This is a genomic window from Bacillus sp. HY001 (assembly GCF_007558965.1).
Classification (GTDB): Bacteria; Bacillota; Bacilli; order Bacillales; family Bacillaceae_G; genus Bacillus_A; species Bacillus_A mobilis.
In genome coordinates, this window is sequence record NZ_VLTE01000006.1 from 41004 (window position 1) to 65223 (window position 24220).

Consider the following 24220-nt stretch of genomic DNA (forward strand, 5'->3'; position numbering starts at 1 on the left):
ACATAGAAGAAATAATTTTTCGAAAAGATAAATAATGGTAGTATAGTAAAAGGTGGGCATGAAAAGCCTTCCATATAATATGTAAAGTAAATAGGAGCGGGGGATTAAACTTGTATACAACATTTCTATTTGATTTAGATGGAACATTGACGGATCCGAAAGAAGGAATTGTAAATTCAGTATTGTATGCATTAAAGAAGCTTGGAATTGAAGAATTACATGTAAGCGAGTTAGATTCATTTATTGGTCCACCCATCCAGCAATCATTTGTAGAGAGATACAATATGAATGAAGGAGAAGTTGAACGAGCTGTTTTTTATTTTAGAGAGTATATACAGCAGCGTGGATTGTTAGAAAATAATGTTTACGATGGTATTCCAAATCTCTTAAAACAATTAAAAGATACAGGAAATCGTTTATTTATAGCCACTTCAAAACCTACTATATTTGCTGAACAAGTTATAGAACATTTTCAACTAACGAAGTATTTCGAAGATATCATTGGAAGTAATTTAGATGGTACGAGAATAAAAAAAGAAGAAATTATTTCTCATATTTTACAAACAAATAAAGAACTTAATAAAGAAGACATTGTTATGATTGGAGATAGAAAGCACGATATAATCGGTGCGAATCATAATGGAATTCCTTCAATTGGCGTTTTATACGGTTATGGTAGTAAAACAGAATTGACTGAAGTTGGTGCGACTCATATAGTAAAGGATGTAAAAGAACTACATCATTTTTGTTTAGAAAATAGTTTAGTAAAGAAGTAAATATAGAGACTAAAAATCCCTTTATAACGTATGATGATCAAATCGTATTTGTTTAAAGGGATTTTTCATATGTAATCGAATATGTATAATTAGACATTTTTAGCATGAAAAATTTGTATGAATAAGAGGAGGGATGTCAGAATCAAAAGATTAGTAGAAATTTATCTATAAAAGTTTGAATTTTCTGTTTAAAGGAGGGGTATAATTGGAGCTAGTTATTATATTATTAGCACTTAGTTTACTAATGTTTGTAGCATATAAAGGGTTTTCTGTTATTTTATTTGCACCGATATTTGCATTATTTGCGGTATTTTTGACAGAGCCTAGTTTTGTATTACCTTTCTTTTCGAATATTTTTATGGAGAAAATGGTAGGTTTTATTAAACTATATTTCCCTGTATTTTTACTTGGGGCAATATTTGGGAAAGTAGTAGAAATGTCAGGAATTGCAGACTCGATTGCAAAGACAATTATAGAGTTAGTTGGTGAAAAACGTACGATTTTAGCGATTGTATTAATGGGTGCGATCTTAACGTATAGTGGCGTTAGTGTGTACGTAGTAGTGTTTGCTGTATATCCGTTCGCAGCTAAGCTGTTTCGACAAGCGAATATTCCGAAGCGTTTAATCCCTGGAACGATTGTACTTGGAGCGGTCACGTTTACAATGGATGCGCTACCTGGATCACCACAAATTCAAAACGTGATTCCTACAACGTTTTTTAAAACAGACATTTATGCTGCGCCGATACTTGGTATTGTAGGGGCAATTTTTGTACTCACGTTAGGATTATTATATTTAGAGAGTAGACGTAAGAAGGCGAAGGCAGCAGGAGAAGGGTATTTTGGTTTTAACGATGGGGATACTGAAATGGCAGCTTCTTTGCAAGTGCAAGTAGAACAAAAAGATATGCCATTACTGAAAAGCATTGAAATTACAAGAGTTCAGCAAGTGATTGCTTTTATACCACTTATTTTAGTAGGTGTAATGAATAAAGTTTTCACTATTATGATACCGAAGTGGTATCCAAATGGTTTTGATTTTTCTGCAATTGGTATGAAAGCATTTGGAAAAGTAGAATTAAGTGCAGTAGTTGGAATTTGGTCAGTAGAATTGGCACTTATTATAGGTATTGTAACAACGTTATTATTATATTGGAAACGAGTAGTAACAGGGTTTCAAGCTGGATTGAATACAAGTATTGGTGGAGCGTTACTTGCAACGATGAATACAGGAGCTGAGTTTGGATTCGGTGGTGTCATCGCAGCACTTCCAGGATTTGCGATTATGAGAGATGGTATTTCTGCCACATTCACAAATCCTCTAGTGAATGGAGCAGTAACGACGAATATTTTAGCTGGAATTACAGGTTCTGCATCCGGAGGAATGGGGATCGTTTTAAGTGCAATGGGAGATAAGTTTATTGCAGCGGCCAATCAATTTGATATTCCATTAGAAGTAATGCACCGCATCGTATCAATGGCATCAGGAGGAATGGATACATTACCACATAACGGAGCAATTATTACTATTCTTACAGTAACAGGTTTAACACATAAACAGTCATATAAAGATATTTTTGCTATTACAATTTTGAAAACGCTTGCTGTATTTTTAGTTATTGCATTCTATACAGTAACAGGAATTTATTAAGTCGATATTTTATAAATTAAAACATTAATTAGGGTAAGAAGGGGTGGAGTACTTGCAAGAAGTTGCTGAGTTTCGTATGCCGAAGTCTGTATTATATGGAAGAAATTCGCTTGAAAAGCTGGGGGAACAATCTAAGAAGTTGGGGAAAAGAGCGTTTATAGTTACGGATACAATTATGGAGGATTTAGGATATGTTGAGAGGTGTATACAACAATTAAGTACGAAAGGTATAACTGTTATTACATATAATAAAGTAAATGCTGAGCCTACCAATATACACGTGTTAGAAGCGTTAACTCTTTGTAAAGAAGGACAGTGTGATTTTATTATCGGTATTGGTGGTGGAAGTTGTATCGATGCTGCGAAAGCAGTTGCGGTGTTATATACAAATGGTGGAGAAGTGGAAGATTACGTCCAAAAGAATATGGAAATAGACAATGATCCGCTACCACTTATTGCAATCCCAACAACTTCTGGTACTGGATCGGAAGTAACAAGTGTAGCAGTAATTACGAATAAACGAACAGATGTAAAAATGATGATGAAGCATCCAAATTTCACCCCACAAGTAGCGATTATTGACCCAATTTTAACACGTTCGGTACCACCGCATATTACAGCAGCAACAGGGATAGATGCATTATGTCATGCAGTCGAAGCATATATTTCTAAAGTTTCACAATCACTTACCGATGTACTTGCACTTTCCGCAATTGAAAGTATTATGAAATATTTACGTATTGCATATGAAGATGGAGAGAATATGGAGGCAAGAGAAGCGATGATGATTGCGTCCTTACAAGCTGGAATCGCATTTTCAAATGCATCTGTTACTCTAGTTCATGGAATGTCCAGGCCAGTAGGAGCGTTATTTCATGTGCCACACGGAATATCGAATGCAATACTATTACCTACAGTTTTAGAATATACAAAAGTTAATGCAGTAAAAAGACTAGCGAAAATTGGACGTTGTTTAAATAAAGATTTGTATTCCTATTGTGATGAAGAAGTAGCAGACTACACGCTGAGGGAAATAAAAAAACTTTGTTTTGATCTCCGAATTCCAAACTTAAAAGAATACGGAATTGGTGAAGTTGAATTTGAAAAAGCTATTTCTAAAATGGCATCAGATGCAATTGAAAGTGGAAGTCCAGCAAATAATCCACGTGTGCCATCATATGATGAAATTAAACAGTTGTATCGAGAGTGTTTTCATTATCAATATGAAGATTCTATAAAAACATTAGATAATTAATTTCAGAATATTCTTATAAAATTTCCTTGGAAATAGTTAAAACAAGACTTTATATTACAAACGTAAAGTCTTGTTTTATTATGTATAATATACATAATAAAATGTTGTGATTAGTTTTAAAAAACAGTATAAGGTGGGTGTTGTGTAATGAAAACAATAGGTTTAATTGGTGGCATGAGCTGGGAATCAACTTCTGAATATTATCGAATCATAAATGAAGAAATAAAAGAGAGATTAGGAGGATTACATTCAGCAAAATGTATGATTAATAGTGTGGACTTTGAAGAGATTGAACGATTCCAGTCTAGCGGAGATTGGGATGGAGCAGGAGAAATATTAGGAAATGCAGCATATTCGTTACAGAGAGGAGGAGCAGATTTTATTATTATTTGCACAAATACAATGCATAAAGTAGTTGAGAAAATAAAGGAGAATATTCATATTCCAGTCTTACATATCGCTGATGCAACTGCAAAAGAAATGAAAAGGAAAGATATTCAAAAGGTTGGTTTACTTGGAACTAAATATACAATGGAGCAAGACTTTTATAAATTACGCATAGAAGAAAATCATATAAAAGTAATGGTTCCATCAAAAAAGGATAGAGAAAAGATAAACGAAGTCATATATACAGAATTGTGTTTAGGAAAGATAACATCTTCATCTAGGGAGTATTATAAAAGAGTTATAGAAGAGCTAGTACAAGAAGGGGCACAAGGAATTATATTAGGTTGTACAGAAATAGGATTATTAATAAAGCAGGAAGACGTATCTATTCCGATATTTGACACAGCTCATATACATGCAGTTGAAGCTGTTAATTTCGCTTTACAAAATAGATTATAATTATATTATGTAACCTAATTCGCGTTTGTGGAAAACATTCAGAAAATATTTTATAATGTAAGTGGTTACATTTAAGGGGGAATGCGTATGTTTTCAGTTCAACCAATCGCATTTGTACATAATGAAAGAAAGGAAATAAAAGATGATGAGTGGGGAGAAGTAAGATCTTATATTACTTTAACTGAAATGTATACAGAGGAAAGTATACAAGGGATTGAAGATTTTTCTCACATTGAAGTTGTTTTTTACTTTCATAAAGTAACTGATGAACAAATTCAATATTTTGCTAGACATCCTAGAAATAATAATGATTATCCTAAAGTAGGCATTTTTGCACAACGCGGGAAAAATCGCCCGAATCGTATAGGAGCAACAATTGTAAAGGTGATCAAAAGAGAAGGCAAATCAATTATTGTTGAGGGGTTAGATGCTATTGATGGCACCCCTATATTGGATATAAAGCCGATAATGAAAGAGTTTATGCCGAAAGAAGAAATTGTACAGCCTAAATGGGCAACAGATATAATGAGACAGTATTGGAAGGGGAATGGAATAAAATGAGAATATATGAGGCAACAATTGCAGATTTAGATGGACTAGCATCAGTTTTTAATAACTATCGTATGTTTTATAGACAAGATTCCGATTTAGAAGGAGCAAAAGTATTTTTACGAAATCGAATCGAGAGAAAAGAATCCGTTATTTTCGTAGCAGTTGAAGACGGTGAATATATTGGTTTCACACAATTATATCCATCATTTTCTTCCATTTCGATGAAAGAATTATGGATATTAAATGATCTGTTTGTACAAGCCACTAAGCGCGGAGCAGGAACAGGTAAAAAATTACTAGAAGCTGCTAAAGAATTTGCCTTAGAAAATGGTGCAAAAGGTGTAAAATTACAAACGGAAATCGATAATTTATCAGCGCAGCGATTATACGCTGAAAATGGTTATTTGAGAGATAATCGTTATTTCCATTATGAATTAACATTTTAAAGAAATATAAGATTAAAAGAGACGTTTTTATTGTGAAAACGTCTCTTTTAATTTGTATTATAGTTGATTTAAAACCCAATTTGTAGCATCTTCAAAGTTTTCTGCAATGTAGTTTGGTTCAATATGTGCCCATTTGTCTCGGTACGTATGTAAAGCATCATATCCAGCGCCTGTTCGAACTAATATCGTCGTTGCATGTACTGTTGCTCCTGCAACGATATCAGTCCAGCGATCACCAATTACAGCGCATTTTGTTAAATCAAGCCCATGTTTTTCGGCTGCTTGTAGCAGCATACCTGTACTTGGTTTGCGGCATTCACAACCATCACCGTGTTTATGAGGACATACGTAAATATCATCAAAGCCGAACCCTTTTAATTCTTTTGCAAAATCAGCAACAGTCGCTATCCCATCCGCGATACCTGGCTGGTTTGTGAAAGAGAAAATTTTTATATTTTGAGCTTTTAGTTTTTGCAGAGCTGCTTTTGTAAAAGGAAATAATGTAAAAGAACCTGGATAATGTATTGTAGTGTCACCACCGATTGTACCGTCACGATCAATAAAAATAGCTTCGATGTTTGTCATATTTTTTAGTCCTTTCCATTTATAGATAGTTTAAAAATGTTTTACAAATCGATATCCATTCACTTCATATCCTAATTTTTTGTAAAAGGGATGTGCTTCTACTCTATTTGTTCCACTAACTAGCCATGTACCAATGCAATTATGTTTTTTTGCTAATTGTTCTGCATAATCCATTAATGCTTGTCCAATGCCTTTCCTCCGTATTGTAGAATCAACGCTAATAATTGAAATTTCCCCATAACGAGTTATATCTTCTAAATTTTCACGTATACGAAACCCAAGTAATCCGTATATAGTGTCTTCTTCTTCATAAACATATAAAAAATCAAAGGGACTCATTTGTACGAATTGTAATCGGTTGTTCATATCTTCATAGGAAATAGAGGAACCTTTTAATTCTTTCGTTAAAGAACAAAGTGCATCTATATCGTCTATCGTAGCTTCACGTATATGAAAGGACATATTATCCACTCCAATAAAATGTAATCAAACGTTAAGTATTCTACTAAAAGATATTTATTCCTGCTATGAAAATGAATATTTTATAATGATATATAGATAGTTATATGTTATTCTTTTCCTTGATTGTATTGGAAATGGAAAGAAGGGGAATGTATGTTAGACGTGAATATCCGTTCTGCCGGATATGATATAGGGGAAAAGACAATTCATGATATTGCCTTTTCGATTGAAAAAGGTGAATTAGTTGCACTTATTGGTGCGAATGGTGCTGGGAAGAGTACGACGATTAAAACAATGCTCGGTTTACTTGTAAATATGAATGGTGAAATATCATTCGGTGAAAAAAAGAACCCTTATGCATATGTGCCGGAGCATCCGACATATTATGATTATTTAACGCTCTGGGAACATATTGAACTATTAATGGCTGCTCGTGAGAATGAGGGAGGAAGCTGGGAAAGGAAAGCTGAAGAATTATTGCTTATGTTTCGAATGGATAAACATAAACATGAGTATTTATCAAAGTTTTCAAAAGGAATGAAACAAAAATCGATGCTTATTTTGGCGTTTTTAACTGAACCAGATTTTTATATCATTGATGAACCTTTTATCGGCTTAGATCCAGTAGCTACGAAAGAGTTTTTAAGTTATTTATATAAAGAGAAAGAACGCGGCGCAGGAATCTTACTTTGTACGCATGTATTAGATACAGCTGAAAGAATTTGTGAGAGATTTTTACTCATTTCACAAGGTACATTAGTCGCAGATGGACATTTAGAATCTATTCAAAAGTTAGCTGAAATGCCAGGTAGTTCATTGTTAGACTGTTTTGATGTAATCGTTAGGCGTGAACAGCATGATTAAACAACAATTTTATAAAAGATTGCGCCATGAAATGGGGCGTAAATGGAAGTCCATACGTTCTATAACTGATTGGACAGTTGCATTATATATTATTATTCCAGCACTTATATTTATAGGAATTTATTATCGTTCACTATGGATAGAAGAATTATCGATGGGGGAGACCGTTTATTTCGGATTAGGTCTACTTGTATTTTATGTGATTACATATTCAAGAGGAGTTCGCTCATTTTTTGAACAAGCGGATAGTTTGTTTTTAATTTCATACCCCGCTCATATGCAAAAGTTAATGCAGTACGGTATGACATATACGTTTATTCGAATAGCGATTACGAATGTAGTGGTAGTAGTTGCTATGTTACCAGTGTTGATGAAAAGTATCGGAGTGACGAAGATACAAGTCGTATTATTTTGGTTATTCTTTACAGTATTTCGATTTATGTTGTCGTTATTAACGAGATTTATTCATGTACGAGTGGGGAAACGATGGCTACTCTGGATTATAAAAAATGTAATATCTTCTATAAGTCTATCCTTTTTTGGATTGAGTCTGTTTCTTATTTATAAAAATCCATTTTATGCTATACCAAGTATCGGTCTAGCAGTTTTTCTAATTATCGTATTGATAAAAGAAAAACGAAATTATAAAAATTGCTTTTTTAAAGAAATTGAGAAAGAGAAAGAAGAGAGTATGCGTTGGACGAGTGGGATTATGCAAGTTGGTGGTCATACAGCTAAACCGAGTAGTTCAAATAAAAAACCGTGGATGTTTCCGCGTTCTAAAAAGTTATTAGGGAAGAAAAAAGATTCTCGTATTGTTGAATCCTTTTTAAAAGAATTTTTCCGTACAAGTAGTGCACGAATATTTTATATTCAAATTGTTTGTATAAGTACTGTTAGTATTATCATGAGTCCGAGGTGGATTGCAGCTATTATTCTTGCATTTGCTTTAGTTGGAATTTCTCGTTATGCGCGCGATTATTGGAATGAATTTACGAAAAAAATGTTTCTTCATTTATATTGTGATGAAGGAAAATTACTATTGTTAAGATGGAAGGCAGATCGCTATTTATTACTTCCAGTACTACTTTTGTATGGAATAGTGATCCTTTCTCATTTTTATTTATTACCAGCTGTAATTGCCGGGGTTATTTTTATAGTATGGATTGGTTGGATTGTATTTTTACCGTAAAAAAAGAGCCTAAAAACGGCTCTTTTTTTAATCTGTTACACATTGATAAAGAAAATATACTAAAACGAGTATGCTTGCGGCGGAATACATGACATCTAAAGTCATCTGATTGCCTCCTCATTGTTGTTGTATTTATATTGTATGAAATCTTACAATTTCATATTCAAGTGAAAAATATGTGAACGTTAACAAAATTGTAAAGTGCAAAAATTACAATCATTTTGTATAATAGAAGGAACAACCGTTATATAAAACATAATGAGTGAAAGGGGAGGGAACATACATGCCAAATTGGTTTAGAAAAACCTTAGTCGCATTAATTACCGTATTTACATTTGGTCTAGTGACGCCTCCTTCCATATTACTTGATAATGCCAAAGCTGCGGACAAGCCTACGAGCACAGCTGGGCAACAAAATTTGGAGAGTACGTCCTATACATATGAAGAAACGAATGATAGGTTAACCACAGATACTTTTATTACGTATGCAATGCAAGAAGCAGAGAAGCAGTCGATGCAAAAGTTTGGCACTAAAATTGGTCCAGTAATTGAAGATGAGTTTAAAGATGTAATATTACCGAAAATTGAAGAGGCAATTGCTGAGCTTGCAAGTGATGTACCAGAAGAGTTATTACAATCATTAGCGATTTCTCAAAGGCCAGCTGGCGGAAATAATGAAAAGATTTTTCATGTGTATGACACGAAATCAGGAGATGACTTATTACGATTTCATGTAAGAAGGGATCATCCACCGCAAGATGGTTATTATTTTAATTTCCACTATCACCGTTTTGATGATGGGTACTCTGGACACCATGAGTTAGGAAATATTTATTGGAATACGAATGTACCACCAAAATGGCTTTCTTAAAAAGAACAAGAGAAAAATCTTGTTCTTTTTTATTTTTGTAGAAGGGTAAGACAACTATGTTGTTGAATAAGATAGGTTTAGAAAAAAGAAGCAAAGGGAGTATGGGAATGCAAAAGTATATTGTTTTTGACTTTGATGGCACATTAGTAGATTCACAAAATATATTTGTACCAATTTATAATCAGCTTGCTGAAAAGCACGGATATAAAATGGTAAGGGAAGAAGAAATTGAGTATTTACGTAAATTAACGATGACAGAGAGATGTAAACAACTCGATGTACCATTGTATAAACTACCGATATTAGCATTAGAGTTTTATAAATTGTATCAACCTGCTATAAAAGATCTTATTTTGTTCCATGGGATGAAGGATGTATTAGATGAACTACATAAAAAAGGATACGGAATTGCAGTCATATCATCGAATTCAGAAGAGCATATTCGGGCATTTTTACACAATAATGATATAGAAAATATTCAAGAAGTGTATTGTTCAAAAAATTTGTTCGGTAAAGATAAAATGATAAAAAGGTTTTTAAAATCCAAAAAGATAACAGAGAAAGATATGTTATACGTTGGTGACGAACAGAGAGATGTAGCAGCATGTAAAAAGGCCGGGGTGAACGTAATTTGGGTATCTTGGGGGTATGATGTTATTGAAACAGTGAAAAAAGATGCACCAGATTATATGGTCAATACACCGATGGAAATTGTGCAAGTAGTACAAGGGGCGTATTCTTAATAGGAATATACTTCGAGCAGGTATTCATCATATTGAATTTGGGGTAGCAAATTAGAGGAGACCATTTCTTTTTATGATATGTTATTTCCCATAATTGGATGAAGAAAGGTAAATGTAGTATCATATAGTACGGGAGAAAGTGAAATATATTTTAAGGAAGTAGTCGAAGAAATTGTAAGGACGTTATGGCCTAGATAACAAGCTATTCATAGAGAAGTAGCGAATAGACCAAATGTAGAAATGTAAGGGGAATAAAAATGAAAACTATTACAGCATGGCAAAACAATATACAAATAGTAAAAGATGCAGTTAATATTGAAGAAATTTCTAAAGGTTTCTCTCCTGATAAGAAATATATAGTTACGACAATTGATAATGAAAAATATTTGTTACGGATTGGCGATATACAAGAGTATGAAAGAAGGAAAATAGAATTTCAAATTTTAAATGAAATGGTAAAACGTAACGTACAGGCACAAAGGCCGATTGAAATAGGTACATTGGAAGAAGAAGGTGTATATAGTATTTTCTCATATATAGAAGGGGAAGATGCGAAGAAGCTATTGCCTATGTATTCACCAAAAGAACAATATGAGATTGGTATAAAGGCAGGAAAAGATTTAGCAAAAATGCATACATATGAAGCTCCTAAGGATATTCTTCCATGGTATGAAAGAGCAATGAAAAAACACCAAAAATATGTAGAGGCATATAAAACATGTGGAATAAAAATAAAAAATGATGATAAAATCATAAAGTTTATAGATGAAAATGAAAAATATTTAAAGAACCGCCCAAATCGATTTCAACACGATGATTTTCATTTAGAAAATATAATTGTGAGAGATGGGAAATATGTAGGTGTTGTTGATTTTAATGGCTATGACTGGGGCGACCCACTTCATGATTTCGTAAAGATTGCACTATTTGCAAGAGATATTAGTATTCCTTATTCAATCGGACAAATAGAAGGCTACTTTAATGGGAAAATACCAGAGGAGTTCTGGAATTTATATGCGGTATATGTTGGCATGACGGTTTTCTCATCAGTTGTCTGGTCATTACGAGCAGCACCACATATGTTAGATGATACGTTAGAACGCCTTACTATCGTTTTAGAGGATCATAAAAACTTTGAGTTATTAAAGCCAATTTGGTTTCAACCAGAAAAGATTGATATGAAATAGAAAAGGTAGGTGTGATTCACATCTACCTTTATTTTTTACCATTCTTCGTTTTGAAGCAGTTGTAATGCTAACTTTAAATCTACATCTTCTTGTATATGTTCCGGGGGCCACGGGATATGTATATGTGGTTGTATACCAATTCCAGACATTCCTTCGCCTTTATCTATAAAGAGAAACTTGACGTTTCCATTATAATAAAAAAGGGGGTGGGTTATTGAAAGACAGGCAAGGTAAATATGAAGAAATAAAATTACGTGATAGAATTCCAGGAATGGTTGAATATATAGAGGACACAATGTTACCTACTGATTTTCACTATTATATTCCTCCTCACTGGCATAGAAGTATTGAAATTAGCTTAGTAGTAAATGGAGAAGTGTTTTTGTATGTGAATGGGCAAAAAAAGAAAGTATCTGCTGGCGAATTTATTTTTGTAAATAGTGGAGATGTTCATGAATTTGAAAAAGTAGAGAATACAAGTTGTGCAGTAATGATGTTAATTATTTCGTATGAATTTCTTAAAGAGGTAAATGAAGATTTTGATAAATATAGATTCAATATAGTGGAATCCACCGTTCAGAAAACGAATCTTAGGCAAATATTTTATGAATTAAAAGAGTTAGTCATACATTCGGATGAATTAAGTTACATAAAAATTAATAGTTTAATTTATGAAATTGTTTATATTTTATTGCGGTATTGCAAAGTTGGAGAGAATATAGATAATAATTTCCAATTTGGAAATAGACAGAAGGAAATGATTACGTATATTTACAAACATTATAATGAAGAGTTGAAACTGAAAGATGTGGCTAAAGATTTTTTTGTAAGTGAAGAACATTTTTCACGCATGTTCAAAAAATCGTTTGGATCAAATTTCACCACTTTTTTAACGAGGTATAGGCTTTATAAGGCTTATGAAGATATTATTAGAAGTACAAGTTCTGTACAAGATATAGCAGTAAAACACGGATTTCCAAATATAAAATCGTTTATTTCACAGTTTAAAGATAAATATGGATATACACCATTACAGTATAGGAAGAAATTCATATCAAAAAATGACAATAATTTAATCAAATATGAACAACAATAAAAAAACGTTCTATGTTACATTTTGTACATGGAACGTTTTTAATTTAATAATAACAGATGAAGTAAGTTTTAAAGGGGATTTATATAATCCTTAAAAATGAAAACGCTTAAAATAAGAGAGGATGAATACTGGATGACTAGAAAGTATGACTTAACCCTTTTAGAAAAAATACAAGAAAAACAAGAAAAGATTAACTTACAGGGAGCAAAAATAATAGTAAAAAACATACCAGATTGTGATGAAAAAGGTGCTATGGATCCACGTCTTTATAAAGATATGAAGGTTCAAATGAATGTAATGAGATTTATGCCTAAAAATATGATGAAAATGGATGCTTCTGAAAAATCAGTAAAGAATATGCGGAAACAATTTAATGCGATTAAAAGTGTTCCCATTGTCACTCAAGATATTAATATTATGCATCAAACTGTGAAAGCTGAAGATGGATTTGATATTCCGATAAGAATTTATAATAGTAGTTCAAAACGAGAGAATGCACCAATTCTATACTTTATTCATGGTGGCGGATTTATGGCAGGATCACCAGATGTGGTTGAAGAGCTTGTGAAATTGATAGTTGAGAAAACAGATATACTAGCCGTTTCTGTTGATTATCGATTAGCTCCGGAAAATCCTTTTCCAACTGGGCATACAGACTGTTATACCACTTTAAAGTGGATTTATGAGAATGCTGACATATTGGGCGGCGATAAGAATAATATCTTTGTTGCGGGTGATAGTGCTGGAGGTAACTTAACACAATATTGTACGACTAAAGATAGGGAAGAGGGTAGAAATCTTGTTAAAGGACAGCTACTTCTATATCCAACACTTAATATGTGTGACTTTGAAGATGAATTTTATTCTTGGAGTATAGATAAATATGAAATTGCTCCAAAGTATAAAAAAGGATTAGAAAAAATGCTTAAAATTATGCATTCAATGGTTGGAGGTATGTCAGAAGTACTTGGCACGAAAGAAATTAATTCTAAGTATTTAAGCCCATATGTTGATGTATCACCAAATTATCCAAGTACATTTATTACAGTAGGAGAGCATGATTTCCTAATGATAGAATGTTTAGCTTATGCAGCTAAATTAACTAACAGGGGGGTTGATACTGAAACAGTCCTTTATCGAGGTTTGGGACATGCTTATGGAGATAACGTAGGTGTTTATCCACAAAGTGAAGATTTAGCAATTGAAATGGGGAATTTTATATTAAAGCATAGTGGAAAATAGAGGGAAATGAAAGCTTCCCTCTATTAAATTAACTATTTAATTTTAGTGAATGTAAGAGGTTGAGTACTTAGCATTGCAGGTACATGCAATTGAAGAGATGGGAATTCGCCACTCACATTCATTTCATATGCAAATAATAGATTCATTTTTGTTTGGAACAAGTCAATTGTTGCGGAGAATACATCGTAATGATGATGCCCTACTTGAATATCCATCTCCATAAATTGTACATATAACGAATCATCTCGTTTGTTTACTTGTAATGACCCGTAAGCAGGATGTTCAAACGTACCAGTGTAGTCCTCTAACTTGTGAGAAGGTGTAGTCCCTTTCATTTGTTCAGGGATGGATTCGGTTGCTTCTTTCATCATTTCCTTCATTTTTTCACTATCTTCTACAGCACGTTTATGCCAGTCGATGGACTCTAATCCGAGTAGCTCGTCGTAAATTTGGTTTGCTAGATAAATAGGAAGTAATGTACCTCCAGCATTCGTTAATATAACAAGACCTGCATTTTCATTTGGCATAAATGAAACAAACGCTGAAAATCCATCGATATTACCGCCATGATGAATCATTTTATAACCACGATAAGCGCTAATAAACCAACCAAGCCCATAACTATTTAATGGAGATTCAGGAAGTGATAAAGCTGGTTGATCTGGAATTGAGTTATGTGGTGTAAACAATTGTTGTAATAATTCAGAGGAGATTAGTTCATGATCTCCAAATTTCCCTTTGTTTAAGTGAAGAAGTACCCAATTTGCCATATCTTCAATTGTAGAATTAATACATCCAGCAGCGCCAACTGTATCAATATTACGGAATGGAACTTCTTTTATTTCACCCTCATTTTCAACGTAAGGTAAAGCGTAATTATCTGTATTTTGTGAGTCTGTAACAGAGAAGTTTGTTTGATCCATATTTAAAGGCTCTAAAATATGTTCTGTAACATATTGTTCCCATGTTTGATTCGTAATGTTTTCTACAATATAACTAATTGTCGCATACATTAAGTTGTTATAAAGAAATGCTGTACGGAACGGAGCATCAAGTGATAAATGTTTTATTTTTTCTACTATATCTTTTCGAGTTAAAGAAGAGCTGTACCAAAGAGCATCATGACGACTTACTCCAGTGCGATGAGAAGCTAAGTCTCGTCCTGTAATTTGTGAGCTAGCAAGTAGTTCTGATAAAGAGAAGTTAGGTATATAAGTCTGGACAGGAGTATCCCAATTAAACTTTGTTTGCTGAGCTAATAAACTTAATGAAAGTGTGCCAAAAGCTTTTGTTGAGGAACCAATTGCGAACCGAGTACTCGGTGTAACAGCCTCTTTTGTCTCTATATTACGATAGCCGAAACCTTCTGAAATAATAACTTCACCGTCTTTTATAACAGCTACAGCACAACCAGGAACATGTAAATCCTTCATCATTTTTTCAACCGTTGTTTGTAAAGAAGTCATAACAGGAGTTTCAATTTTAGACATACTTCTAACCTCCAAATATAAATTTTGTTCTACCGCACTATACTTTCGGTAATAGAAAATAAAAACCTTTATAAATGTGGAAAGTTAATAATTTTGTAAGAATGAATGAAATTATTATTTATTTAGAATTTTATTTTTATTATAATTAATTTAAATTAAGATTTAGAAAAGATGGTGAAGAAGTGTGCTAACAATAAAGAGGGTGCTGTGCGATAATAAAAAAAATCCGATAGGTTTAGATTCAAAAGTTGTGAAAATGAGTTGGCAGCTGGAATCGAGTAACCGAAATGTAAAACAACTTGCTTATCAATTGCAAGTTGCGAAGGATAGAGATTTTGAGATTATTATGTTTGATTCGCAAAAAGTAGAAACAGATCAAAGTTTACATATACCAATCAATTCATTTTCATACAGAGCAGAGAAGCGTTATTATTACCGGGTAAAGGTATGGGATAATTACGGAGAAGAATCATCTTGGTCTAAAGTAGCATTTTGGGAGACTGGGTTACAAGAGCAAGATAGCTGGAAGGGAAACTGGATTGCTGCGAAAAAAGAGCGAACGCAGATTATGTCTTTTAATAAAAATATTTCTATTAAAAAAGTAGTTAAAACAGCACGTTTATATATCACAAGTTTAGGGTTATATGAGTCTTCTATAAATGGCGAGCGTATTGGAGATTGTTATTTTACTCCTGGTTGGACAAGTTATGATAAGAGAGTATTGTATCAAACGTATGATATAACACATTTATTAAAGATTGGGCAAAATGATATTTCTGTACTGGTAGGTAATGGCTGGTATAAAGGGCCGATTACCGTACATCATGTACGTAATTATTATGGGAGAAGACGAGCAATAATTGCTCAATTACATATAACGTATGTAGATGGAACGAAAGAAAAAATTGTAACGGATGAAACATGGAAGGTAACTTCAAGCCCAATTTTGTACTCAGAAATTTATGAAGGTGAAGTATACGATGCTAGGCTAGAAGAAAGTGGGCAAGAGCTAGAAGATGTTGAAGTACTTGAGCATTCTAAACAAATAATTGTTGCGCAGGAAAATAAATCAATTCGTAAAATGAAAATTATAAAACCGATTTCTATTTCAAAACTACCGAATCACGAATGGCTCATTGATATGGGGCGAAATATGGTAGGTTGGGTTCGATTTACAGTCCGTCATGTTTATATTGGCCAAAAGATAGAATTGCATCATGCTGAAATATTGAATAAAGATGGTAATTTTTACGCTGGAAATCTCCGAAAGGCAAAACAAAAAATAGTGTATATAGCAAAAGGAGAGCAAGAGGAAACGTTTGAGCCTCATTTTACATATCAAGGCTTTAGATATGTGAAAATAATTGGATTAACTCAGCCGCCTCAAATAGCAGATTTTGAAGGAATTGTATTACATACAGATATGGAAAAAGCGACTGAATTTGAAACGTCAAATCCATTAATCAATCAACTTCATCATAATGTGGAATGGTCTCAAAGAGGGAATTTTTTTGATGTGCCAACAGATTGCCCTCAGCGAGATGATCGACTTGGATGGACAGGAGATGCACAAATGTTCATTGGGACAGCTACGCAAATTATGAATGTACAATTGTTCTTTAAAAAGTGGCTCCAAGATTTATCATTAGATCAAAATGTTAATGGAGCTGTGCCTTTAGTTATTCCAGATGCTTTTGGGAAAAGAGAGGATTTTGATTTAGATACTTCTGGTGGTTGGGGCGATGCAGCAATTATTTGTCCGTGGGTTCATTATTTGCATTACGGAGATGTATCAATTTTAAAAGAACAATACGACAGTATGAAGAGGTATATAGATTACATACGTTCACAAGGTAAGAACGAGTATTTATGGGATACAGGCTATCATTTAGGGGATTGGCTTGCATTAGATACGAAACCCCATGTATATGAAGGCGGAACAGACAAGTATTTTATTGCGACGGCTTTTTATGCATATTCAACAGCGCTTGTACAAAAAATTGCTGAGATTTTAGGTGAAAAAACAGATGCTACGTTTTATAAAGAATTACATGCAAATATTGTTCAAGCGTTTCAAAATGAATTCGTTACACCAAATGGTAGGTTAATTTCGAATACCCAAACAGCCCACATATTAGTACTTCTTTTTGAACTAGTGAAAGATGATGTGAAGGAGAAAGTATTTAATCGGTTAATTGAGCTTTTAAAAGAAAGTAAAAATCATTTAACAACTGGTTTTATAGGAACACCTTATTTAAATTTAATATTAAGCAAGTTTAACCGTCATGACCTTGCTTGTAAGCTTCTATTTCATGAAGATTATCCCTCATGGTTATACCAAGTGAAAAAAGGTGCCACAACGATTTGGGAACATTGGGATGGCGTGAAAGAGGTTGGAACACTTTGGAATGATAGTATGAATTCTTATAATCATTACGCATATGGCTCTATCGTTGAATGGATATACCGATATATTGTTGGATTAGAAGTGGATGAAACAAAACCTGCATATAAACATTTTTATATACAACCACATTTTGATTCGAATATAGAATGGGTGAAAGTGAAACGTGAAACAGCTTACGGGGAAATTAAAATTGAGTGGCGTGTAGAAAATGAACAAGTCTTTTTACAGATTTCGGTACCAGCTAATACAAGCGCTACATTACAGATAGACGAAACGAATTGGAAATCGGAACATAACATTGAAAGGGATTTAGGATCAGGGGATTATACATTTACATTTTGTAAAAATATATTACAGTAGAATTCTGTTTATATAGAAATATTTTTTATTGATTTGGATTATTAAATTCGATGTTTTTCATGTTATGATAAATTTCATATACGATTGAAAGAAGGTTTTTCTACATATGAAACATGCTGAATATGAATACTTAAATTTATGCCGCCATGTAATGGAGCATGGTACGAAGAAAGAAGATCGTACAGGGACAGGCACTGTATCTGTATTTGGATATCAAATGCGTTTTGATCTAAGTAAAGGTTTTCCTTTATTAACGACAAAGAGAGTACCGTTTCGCCTTGTAGCAAGTGAACTGCTTTGGTTTATGAAAGGTGACACAAATATTCGCTATTTATTGCAGCATAATAATAATATTTGGAATGAATGGGCATTTAAGAGCTGGGTAGAAAGTGACGAATATACTGGTCCTGATATGACTGATTTCGGTCTTCGCTCACAACAAGATGAGGAATTTAAAGTGCAATACGATGAGCAAATGGAATTGTTTAAAAAGAACGTTTTAGAAGATGATGATTTCTCAAATAAATATGGTTATTTAGGAGACGTATACGGAAAGCAGTGGCGCGCCTGGAAAACAACAGCTGGTGAGACGCTTGATCAATTAAAAGATGTAATTGAAATGATCAAAAAAACACCGGACTCACGTCGTCTCATTGTTTCTGCTTGGAATCCTGAAGATGTACCAAGTATGGCATTACCTCCTTGTCACACGCTATTCCAATTTTATGTAGCGGATGGCAAACTTTCTTGTCAGCTATATCAAAGAAGTGGAGATATATTCCTTGGAATTCCATTTAACATTGCAAGCTACTCGCTACTAACACATTTAATTGCACATGAATGCGGACTTGAAGTAGGAGAATTTGTTCATACAATTGGAGATGCTCACATTTATACGAATCATTTTGAGCAAGTAGAAAAGCAATTGGCACGTGAACCACGTCCATTCCCGAAACTTACATTAAATCCAGATGTGAAATCTGTGTTTGATTTTGAAATGGAAGACTTAACGATTGAAGGATATGATCCACACCCAGCAATTAAAGCACCGGTTGCAGTATAATTGTAGAGGAGATGAAAAGATGATTGTTTCATTTATGGTCGCAATGGACGAGAATAGAGTAATTGGTAAAGATAATAATTTACCTTGGCGATTACCAAGTGAATTACAGTATGTAAAGAAAACAACGATGGGTCATTCACTTATTATGGGCCGAAAGAACTACGAAGCGATTGGTAGACCACTGCCTGGCAGACGTAATATTATTGTAACTCGTAATGAAGGGTATCATGTTGAAGGCTGTGAAGTAGCACATTCTGTTGAAGAAGTGTTTGAATTATGCAAAAATGAAGAGGAGATTTTTATTTTTGGCGGAGCGCAAATTTATGATCTCTTTTTACCTTACGTAGACAAATTATATATAACAAAAATCCACTATGCATTTGAAGGGGATACATTCTTCCCAGAAATGGATATGACAAATTGGAAAGAGATTTTTGTAGAAAAAGGTTTAACAGATGAAAAAAATCCGTATACGTACTATTACCATGTATATGAGAAGCAGCAATAATAATAAAGATTGATGTGAACATTCGCATCAATCTTTTTATTTATATCCATCAATATTGGTTTATAGATGAGATTCGATAGTGCTATAATGAATGGTAGCATGTAAAAATGCTAATATTTTCTAAAGTATTTGTATAGAAAGAGGAGGAGAATCAATTGAGAAAGATATGGGGGATTCTTTTTCTTTGCTTAACATTCATGTTAGTTGGATGTGGTAAAGAAGAAAAACCACAACAAGCATTTGATACATATGCAAAAGCATGGAATAAACAAAAATTTGCAGAAATGTATGACCAATTATCAGAAAAGGCAAAAAAAGATATTTCAAAGAAAGAATTCACTGAGAAATATGAAAAAATTTATTCTGGCATTGAAGTGAAAGATTTAAAAGTAGAAACAGGGGAAGTAAAAGAAGATAAAAAAGATGAAGGTCCTGTTCCTTTTAAAGTAAGTATGGATACAGTAGGTGGAAAAATCACTTTTGGTCATGAAGCAAAAATGGTGAAAGAAAAAGATGGAGATAAAGAATCTTGGAAAGTAGATTGGACTCCTGATTTTATATTCCCAGGTATGACGAAAGATAGTAAAGTGCGTATGCAAACGACACAACCGAAGCGCGGAGAAATATATGACCGTAATGGTAAATATCTTGCAGTAAATGGTAAAGCTTCTGAAATCGGATTGATTCCTGAACAGTTAGGTGATGCAGCTCCGCAAACGAAAGAAACGGTAGCAAAGTTGCTAAATATGTCTGTCGAAGAAATTGATCAAAAACTAGCAGCGAAATGGGTAAAACCAAATTACCTTGTACCAATGGGAATATTGCCTGAAGGAGCAACCCAAAATACGTACATAGATTTACCTGGTGTTGCAACAAAGCCAGTAAATGTTCGCTCATATCCATTAGGAGAAGAAGCAGCACATCTTACTGGCTATATTGGAAAAGTGAATGCTGAAGATTTAAAAACGCTACAAAAGAAAGGCTATCAAGCAGATGATCCAGTAGGTAAAGCTGGTTTAGAGCAAGTACTGGAAGAAAAGTTACGCGGTAAAAAAGGCGGTCGTGTCTTCATAGAAGATGCACAAGGAAAAGAAATTAAAAATTTAGCAAAAACAGATGCTGTTGATGGAGAAAATGTAACTTTAACGATTGACAGTGCAGTTCAAAGCGAAATTTACAATGAAATGAAAAATGAAGTAGGATCAAGTGCAGCCATTAATCCAAAGACTGGAGAAACACTTGCACTTGTGAGCACACCAGCTTATAACCCAAATACCCTTACAAGAGGGGCGTCAAAAGCGCAACGTGATGCGGTAAATAATGATCCGAAAAAACCGATGACGAATCGATTTACACAATTATCAGTTCCAGGATCTGTATTTAAGCCGATTACAGCTGCAATCGGTCTTGAAACGAAAACAATTGATCCAAAAGAAGAGTTGAAAATTGAAGGATTAAAATGGACAAAAGATTCTTCTTGGGGTAATTATTATGTAACACGTGTAAAAGATGCAAATCCGATTGATTTTGATAAAGCGATGAAATACTCGGATAATATTTATTTCGCACAAGAAGCTTTGAAAATCGGAAAAGATAAATTTATGAGTGAAGCGAAAAAATTCGGATTCGATGAGAAACTCCCAATTGAATATGGATTCCCAGCTTCTAAAATTGCAAATGATGGTATTAAAAACGATATTCAAATGGCAGACACAGGTTATGGACAAGGGCAAGTGTTAATGACGCCACTCCATCTAGCATTAACGTACGCACCAATTGTTAATGATGGAAACATACCTTCTCCATATATTATTAAAACAGATAAGCAACCAAAAGTTTGGAAAGAGAATGTCATTTCAAAAGGAAACCAGGATATTTTAAAAACTGCTATGACGAAAGTAATTAATGATCCAGATGGTACTGGGAAAATTGCTAAAATTGATGGTAAGACGCTTGCTGGAAAAACAGGCACAGCGGAATTAAAAGTATCAAAAGAGGCCGAAGGAAAAGAGCTAGGCTGGTTCGCTGCATTTGATTTAAATTCACCAGATATGGTCATTACAATGATGATTGAAGATGTAAAAGGTAGAGGCGGAAGTAACATTCCAGCTGAAAAAGTGAAAAATGTTTTTCAAAAATAATATGTAATAAAAGGCTATCTCTATCATTTGTAGAGGTAGCCTTTTTGTATGGGGAAATCATGATATCTGTATACCGAATTTTACAGAAACAAAATAAATCATTAACTTACGAAAAAAAAGTAGCTATTTTTTATTGACATATCATATAACTTTTTGTATTATACTTACATAAGGTAAGTTATTTACTTTCGAATTATAAATCTCAAATTAAAGATAAAATGTTTAAAAGGGAGAGAATACAATGACAAAAGTACTATTTATTACAGCAAATCCAAATTCAGCAGAAGGTTCTTATGGAATGGCAGTAGGGGAAGCTTTTATCGAAGCTTATAAAAACGAACATCCACAAGACGAAGTTGTAACAGTTGATCTATTCAACACTACAGTACCGGCAATCGATGCAGATGTATTCGCTGCTTGGGGTAAATTTGCAGCAGGTGAAGGCTTTGAAACTTTAACTGAAGTTCAACAACAAAAAGTTGCAGCAATGAACACAAACTTAGAAACATTTATGCATGCGGATCGTTATGTATTCGTAACTCCAATGTGGAACTTTAGCTATCCACCAGTAGTAAAAGCATACTTAGATAACGTAGCAATTGCAGGTAAAACATTCAAGTATACTGAAAATGGTCCAGTTGGCTTATTAGAAGGCAAAAAAGCACTTCACATTCAAGCAACAGGTGGCGTTTATTCTGAAGGAGCATACGCATCTGTAGACTTCGGTCGCAATCACTTAAAAACAGTATTAGGATTCGTTGGTGTAAATGATACTGAATATATTGCAGTTGAAGGTATGAATGCAAACCCTGAAAAAGCACAAGAAATTAAAGAAGCAGCAATTGCTAATGCTCGTGAATTAGCAAAACGTTTCTAATATAGAATGTTTAAAAATGTCCAAACACCTGTTGTTTGGACATTTTTTCTTCTTTTTCCTTCGTTTGTCTAGTATAATGAAGGTCGGAATGATAATAGGTGGGGGTTCTGTATGATTCAAACGTTTTTTAAAATCTTTTATTTAATTTTAATCGTAATTGCGATTACACCGAGGATGTGGCGTCTGAAAAGACAAGTAAATACGATGTCGCCACAAGAAAAAGATAATGTTGTGTACAAAACGACAAATTGGTTTGGTAAGAAAATGGTACGTGTAGCTGGATCTACAGTTGAAGTAAAGGGACTTGAAAATGTTCCAAAAGATAAGCCGGTACTAGTTGTAAGTAATCATCAAAGTAATATGGATATTCCTGTATTATTAGGTTACTTAAATAAACCAATTGGATTCGTTTCAAAAGCAGAGATTAAGAAGTTCCCAGTTGTACCAACTTGGATGGAACTTATGAATTGTGTATTTATGAATCGTAATGATCGTCGTCAATCTCTTCAAGCGATTAAAGATGGAATTGAACTATTAAAGAATGGACATTCGATCGTAATCTTCCCAGAAGGAACGAGAAGTAAGGGTGGCGAAATTGGAGAGTTTAAGGCTGGGAGTTTTCACCTTGCAGTAAAATCTGGTGTAGCAATCTTACCTGTAACATTAGATGGGACATATAAAATGTTTGAAGCGAATGGAAATCGTATGAAACGAGCTCATGCAACAGTAACAATTTCTAAGCCGATTACACCTGAAGAGTATGCGAATATGGATATTAAAGAGTTAACGAAGCATACACAGGATGTTATTGCATCACAATTACATAATCAATAAAAAAGGTTTCAGCTTATATAAGCTGAAACCTTTTTTTATGCTGTAGGTAAAACATAAAAGAGTACGCAGAAGAACATCATCGCACTACCACCTAAAACGAAAAGATGCCAGATGGCATGATTGAAAGGTAACTTTTCCCAAAGGAAGAATATAGCCCCTACAGAATATAAAATACCGCCCGCTAAAAGTAGTGAAAAACCATGTCCAGTTAGATTTTCATACAGTGGTTTAATTGCAACGATTATGAGCCACCCCATGATGATATAACATAATGTTGATGCTTTAATAAAGCGGCGTACAAAGAAAATTTTAAAGACGATACCTCCGATTGCTAGTGTCCATATTATAGCGAGTAACGTCCAGCCTAATGGTCCACGAAGCGTAATCAGTAAAAAAGGAGTATATGTGCCAGCAATTAATAAATAAATGGCTGAGTGATCTAGTATAGTAAATAATTTTTCTACTTTTGGATGGTGGATGCTATGTAACAATGTCGAAAACAAATACAGTAAGAACATACTTACACCATAAACCGTAAATGCAACTACAGCAGATGCAGTACCATGCTTAGAGGCATGTATAATCAATATGATTAAGGCAGGGATGCTTAAAATGGCACCGATACCATGTGTAATTGCATTTGCAATTTCTTCTTTAACAAATTGTGTCATTCGTGTCATTTTTTCAGTCATAATGCAAATCCTTTCTACTATCATAAAATAATATGTCGTTTCCCTTACCATATCATACACAAGAGCAATAGAAAATGAAA

Annotated in this window: 23 protein-coding genes and 2 pseudogenes; 20 read left to right on the forward strand and 5 right to left on the reverse strand. The window is 33.7% G+C overall.

What is annotated here, in order from left to right; translation table 11 throughout:
* Window positions 1-110: 110 nt before the first annotated feature.
* From FOT98_RS06385 to FOT98_RS06410, 6 genes are all read left to right on the forward strand, one after another.
* The gene (locus tag FOT98_RS06385; RefSeq protein WP_063262748.1) at window positions 111-776 is read left to right on the forward strand and encodes an HAD family hydrolase; all 666 of its coding nucleotides are present in this window, start codon (window positions 111-113) and stop codon (window positions 774-776) included.
* A 205-nt stretch (window positions 777-981) separates the two neighbouring features.
* The gene (locus FOT98_RS06390) at window positions 982-2427 is read left to right on the forward strand and encodes a GntP family permease (RefSeq protein WP_063262749.1); all 1446 of its coding nucleotides are present in this window, start codon (window positions 982-984) and stop codon (window positions 2425-2427) included.
* Window positions 2428-2479: 52 nt separating this feature from the next.
* Window positions 2480-3682, forward strand: a complete 1203-nt coding sequence (gene eutG / locus FOT98_RS06395; protein ID WP_061679518.1) for an alcohol dehydrogenase EutG — start codon at window positions 2480-2482, stop codon at window positions 3680-3682.
* Between the two features lie 147 nt (window positions 3683-3829).
* On the forward strand, window positions 3830-4528 hold the full coding sequence (locus FOT98_RS06400; protein WP_063262750.1) for an aspartate/glutamate racemase family protein: 699 nt from the start codon (window positions 3830-3832) through the stop codon (window positions 4526-4528).
* 87 nt (window positions 4529-4615) lie between these two features.
* Window positions 4616-5089 (forward strand): SAM-dependent methyltransferase, encoded by a 474-nt coding sequence (locus FOT98_RS06405; protein ID WP_063262751.1) that lies wholly within the window; start codon window positions 4616-4618, stop codon window positions 5087-5089.
* Window positions 5086-5526 (forward strand): GNAT family N-acetyltransferase, encoded by a 441-nt coding sequence (locus FOT98_RS06410; RefSeq protein WP_061679521.1) that lies wholly within the window; start codon window positions 5086-5088, stop codon window positions 5524-5526. The genes FOT98_RS06405 and FOT98_RS06410 overlap by 4 nt, the downstream gene beginning before the upstream one ends.
* A 57-nt stretch (window positions 5527-5583) precedes the next feature.
* Here FOT98_RS06410 and FOT98_RS06415 read toward each other — a convergent pair whose 3' ends face one another.
* Both FOT98_RS06415 and FOT98_RS06420 read right to left on the reverse strand, forming a co-directional pair.
* Window positions 5584-6111, reverse strand: a complete 528-nt coding sequence (locus FOT98_RS06415) for an HAD-IIIA family hydrolase (RefSeq protein WP_063262752.1) — start codon at window positions 6109-6111, stop codon at window positions 5584-5586.
* A gap of 30 nt (window positions 6112-6141) precedes the next feature.
* A complete protein-coding gene (locus tag FOT98_RS06420) occupies window positions 6142-6573 on the reverse strand; it encodes a GNAT family N-acetyltransferase (protein ID WP_063262753.1) in 432 nt (143 codons plus the stop codon).
* A gap of 153 nt (window positions 6574-6726) precedes the next feature.
* Here FOT98_RS06420 and FOT98_RS06425 point away from each other — a divergent pair, with 153 nt between their 5' ends.
* From FOT98_RS06425 to FOT98_RS06445, 6 genes and pseudogenes are all read left to right on the forward strand, one after another.
* Complete coding sequence (locus tag FOT98_RS06425) at window positions 6727-7437, forward strand: ABC transporter ATP-binding protein (RefSeq protein WP_063262754.1); 711 nt, start codon at window positions 6727-6729, stop codon at window positions 7435-7437.
* Entirely contained in the window at window positions 7430-8629 is a 1200-nt protein-coding gene (locus FOT98_RS06430) for an ABC transporter permease (RefSeq protein WP_063262755.1), read from the forward strand. The genes FOT98_RS06425 and FOT98_RS06430 overlap by 8 nt, the downstream gene beginning before the upstream one ends.
* A 283-nt stretch (window positions 8630-8912) precedes the next feature.
* Window positions 8913-9500, forward strand: coding sequence for a YpjP family protein (locus FOT98_RS06435; protein ID WP_063262756.1), 588 nt, complete (start codon window positions 8913-8915; stop codon window positions 9498-9500).
* A gap of 107 nt (window positions 9501-9607) precedes the next feature.
* The gene (locus FOT98_RS06440) at window positions 9608-10243 is read left to right on the forward strand and encodes an HAD family hydrolase (protein WP_063262809.1); all 636 of its coding nucleotides are present in this window, start codon (window positions 9608-9610) and stop codon (window positions 10241-10243) included.
* Window positions 10236-10438: pseudogene (locus FOT98_RS32870) on the forward strand (VOC family protein); the annotation flags it as partial. The gene FOT98_RS06440 and the pseudogene FOT98_RS32870, both read left to right, overlap by 8 nt.
* 62 nt (window positions 10439-10500) lie before the next feature.
* A complete protein-coding gene (locus FOT98_RS06445) occupies window positions 10501-11430 on the forward strand; it encodes an aminoglycoside phosphotransferase family protein (RefSeq protein ID WP_063262757.1) in 930 nt (309 codons plus the stop codon).
* A 35-nt stretch (window positions 11431-11465) separates the two neighbouring features.
* Here the strand turns inward: FOT98_RS06445 and FOT98_RS06450 are convergent.
* Window positions 11466-11600, reverse strand: a pseudogene (locus FOT98_RS06450) (S41 family peptidase); the annotation flags it as partial.
* Between the two features lie 44 nt (window positions 11601-11644).
* Between FOT98_RS06450 and FOT98_RS06455 the strand changes: the two are divergent.
* On the forward strand, window positions 11645-12526 hold the full coding sequence (locus tag FOT98_RS06455) for an AraC family transcriptional regulator (RefSeq protein ID WP_063262758.1): 882 nt from the start codon (window positions 11645-11647) through the stop codon (window positions 12524-12526).
* A 132-nt stretch (window positions 12527-12658) separates the two neighbouring features.
* Complete coding sequence (locus FOT98_RS06460; protein WP_063262759.1) at window positions 12659-13768, forward strand: alpha/beta hydrolase; 1110 nt, start codon at window positions 12659-12661, stop codon at window positions 13766-13768.
* Between the two features lie 32 nt (window positions 13769-13800).
* On the opposite strand, the gene FOT98_RS06465 is transcribed toward FOT98_RS06460, so the two are convergent.
* Complete coding sequence (locus FOT98_RS06465) at window positions 13801-15258, reverse strand: serine hydrolase (RefSeq protein WP_063262760.1); 1458 nt, start codon at window positions 15256-15258, stop codon at window positions 13801-13803.
* 184 nt (window positions 15259-15442) lie between these two features.
* Here FOT98_RS06465 and FOT98_RS06470 point away from each other — a divergent pair, with 184 nt between their 5' ends.
* From FOT98_RS06470 to FOT98_RS06495, 6 genes are all read left to right on the forward strand, one after another.
* Window positions 15443-18025, forward strand: a complete 2583-nt coding sequence (locus FOT98_RS06470) for an alpha-L-rhamnosidase (RefSeq protein ID WP_063262761.1) — start codon at window positions 15443-15445, stop codon at window positions 18023-18025.
* Window positions 18026-18131: 106 nt separating this feature from the next.
* Complete coding sequence (locus tag FOT98_RS06475; protein ID WP_002085878.1) at window positions 18132-19088, forward strand: thymidylate synthase; 957 nt, start codon at window positions 18132-18134, stop codon at window positions 19086-19088.
* Window positions 19089-19107: 19 nt separating this feature from the next.
* Window positions 19108-19596, forward strand: a complete 489-nt coding sequence (locus FOT98_RS06480; RefSeq protein ID WP_063262762.1) for a dihydrofolate reductase — start codon at window positions 19108-19110, stop codon at window positions 19594-19596.
* Window positions 19597-19751: 155 nt separating this feature from the next.
* Complete coding sequence (gene pbpC / locus FOT98_RS06485; RefSeq protein WP_063262763.1) at window positions 19752-21737, forward strand: penicillin-binding protein 3; 1986 nt, start codon at window positions 19752-19754, stop codon at window positions 21735-21737.
* A gap of 241 nt (window positions 21738-21978) precedes the next feature.
* On the forward strand, window positions 21979-22614 hold the full coding sequence (locus FOT98_RS06490; RefSeq protein ID WP_061679533.1) for an FMN-dependent NADH-azoreductase: 636 nt from the start codon (window positions 21979-21981) through the stop codon (window positions 22612-22614).
* Window positions 22615-22725: 111 nt separating this feature from the next.
* Window positions 22726-23448, forward strand: a complete 723-nt coding sequence (locus tag FOT98_RS06495) for a lysophospholipid acyltransferase family protein (protein WP_063262764.1) — start codon at window positions 22726-22728, stop codon at window positions 23446-23448.
* 35 nt (window positions 23449-23483) lie between these two features.
* Here the strand turns inward: FOT98_RS06495 and trhA are convergent, their stop codons facing one another.
* Window positions 23484-24140: a PAQR family membrane homeostasis protein TrhA gene (trhA, locus tag FOT98_RS06500; RefSeq protein WP_061679535.1), complete on the reverse strand. Its 657-nt coding sequence runs from the start codon at window positions 24138-24140 to the stop codon at window positions 23484-23486.
* Between the last annotated feature and the right edge of the window lie 80 nt (window positions 24141-24220).